Source organism: Dankookia rubra (assembly GCF_004355005.1).
GTDB lineage: Bacteria > Pseudomonadota > Alphaproteobacteria > Acetobacterales > Acetobacteraceae > Paracraurococcus > Paracraurococcus ruber_A.
Genome location: NZ_SMSJ01000247.1, coordinates 1 through 1,697, shown reverse-complemented (window position 1 = coordinate 1,697; position 1,697 = coordinate 1). Strand labels below are relative to the sequence as shown.

At 73.0% G+C, this 1,697-nt stretch carries 2 protein-coding genes; both read right to left on the bottom strand.

Translation table 11 applies throughout. From position 1 onward, the window contains the following. On the bottom strand, positions 1-932 hold a 932-nt coding region (locus tag E2C06_RS36330), incomplete at its 3' end, for a CoA-binding protein (protein ID WP_193560544.1). After that, entirely contained in the window at positions 929-1,690 is a 762-nt protein-coding gene (locus tag E2C06_RS36325; RefSeq protein WP_241671634.1) for an enoyl-CoA hydratase/isomerase family protein, read from the bottom strand. The genes E2C06_RS36330 and E2C06_RS36325, both read right to left, overlap by 4 nt. Between the last annotated feature and the right edge of the window lie 7 nt (positions 1,691-1,697).

The window sequence follows — 1,697 nt, the reverse complement described above, 5'->3', positions numbered from 1 at the left end:
CCGGTCGAGGTCAGGATTGCTACCCGCCGGCCGGCGGCACGCCGGCCGCAGGCCAAGGCGCCGGGGATGTCGAGCAAGTCGGCGAAGGTCTCGGCGCGGATGACGCCGAGCTGGCGGAAGAAGGCGTCGTACATCCTGTCCGCCCCGGCCATCGCCCCGGTATGGGAGGCCGCGGCGCGGCCGCCCGATTCCGACCGCCCGACCTTGAAAACCACGATGGGCTTGCCGAGCGCGGCGGCCCGTAGCGCGGCACGGCGGAAGGCCCCCGGCCGGCGCAGCCCTTCCATGTAGACCGCGATCACCGCGGTGGCGTCGTCGTCCAGCAGGTGCTCGATGAAGTCGGCGCTGTCGAGGTCGGCCTCGTTACCGGTCGAGACCAGCTTGGCGAAGCCGATGCCGCGGTCGGCGGCGCGCGACAGCAGCGAGCCCAGGATGCCGCCGCTCTGCGAGACCAGCGAGACCCGGCCCGGCGGCAGGCCCTCGACCTCGAGCGCACCGGAGGCGGAGAGCATGATGCCGTCGGTCAGGTTGACTAGGCCGATCGTGTTGGGGCCCAGCAGCCGCATGCTGCCGGCGGCCTGGCGCAGCGCCAACTGGCGAGCGGCGCCTTCCGGGCTCGCCTCGCCATAGCCGCTGGCCAGCACGATGGCCGCCGCCGCGCCGCGCGCTGCAAGGTCGCGAACCGCCTGCTCGGCGCGGTCGGGGCCGACCAGGACGATGCCGACATCGGGGGCCGCCGGCAGCGCGGCGACATCGGCGTAGCAGGGCAGCCCGGCGATGCTCGATGCCCGCGGGTTCACCGGCCAGATGGCGCCGGCGAAGCCGTGCTTCTGCAGATAGCCGACGGGGCGGCCGGTCATCTTGGTCGGGTCGGCCGAGGCGCCAATGACGGCGATGCTCGACGGTCGGACTAGCTTGCCGATCGCGCTCATGCCGCGCGCCCCCGCTCGGCGGACTTCGCCAGGAAGGCGGTGACTGACTCCTGGTGCTCCCGGGTCGAGTAGCAGATCGCCTGGGCCTGGCTGCCCTGTGCGAAGACCTGCTCGACCGGAAGCTCGAAGCTCTGGTTCATCGTGGTCTTGGCCAGCGCCAGGGCCGCAAGAGAGCCGGCGGACAGCTCGCATGCCCAGGCGAGGGCTTCGGGCAGCAGGGCGTCAGGGGTGGTGGCGCGCTCGATCATGCCGATCGCCAGCGCCTCAGTGGCGGTCAGGGTGCGGCCGGTGAAGACCAGCTCCTTGGCGCGGGCCAGGCCCACGCGCCGCGGCAGGAAGTACATGCCGCCGCCATCGGGGATCAGTCCGCGATGGATGTAGCTCATGGCGAGCGTGGCACTGTCGGCCGCGACGACGAAGTCGCAGGCCAGCGCGACGTCGCAGCCGAGGCCGGTGGCCGGGCCGTTGACCGCGGCGATGGTTGGCTTCGGCAGGGTGTGCAGCGCGGCGATGGCGTGGTGGGTGCGCTGCTGGCGCCGCCAGCCGTTGATCGCCACCTCGCCGGCCGGCGCCGCCATGCGCTCCCGCATGCCCTTGATGTCGCCGCCAGCGCAGAAGGCGGCGCCCTGGCCGGTGACCACCACGGCCCGGATCGCATCGTCGCGGGCGATGCGGTCGAGCAGCGCGACGAGGTCGGCGCGCATGGCGTCGTCGATGGCGTTGCGCACCTTCGGCCGGTTGAGCAGCAGCGTGGCGATGCCGTCG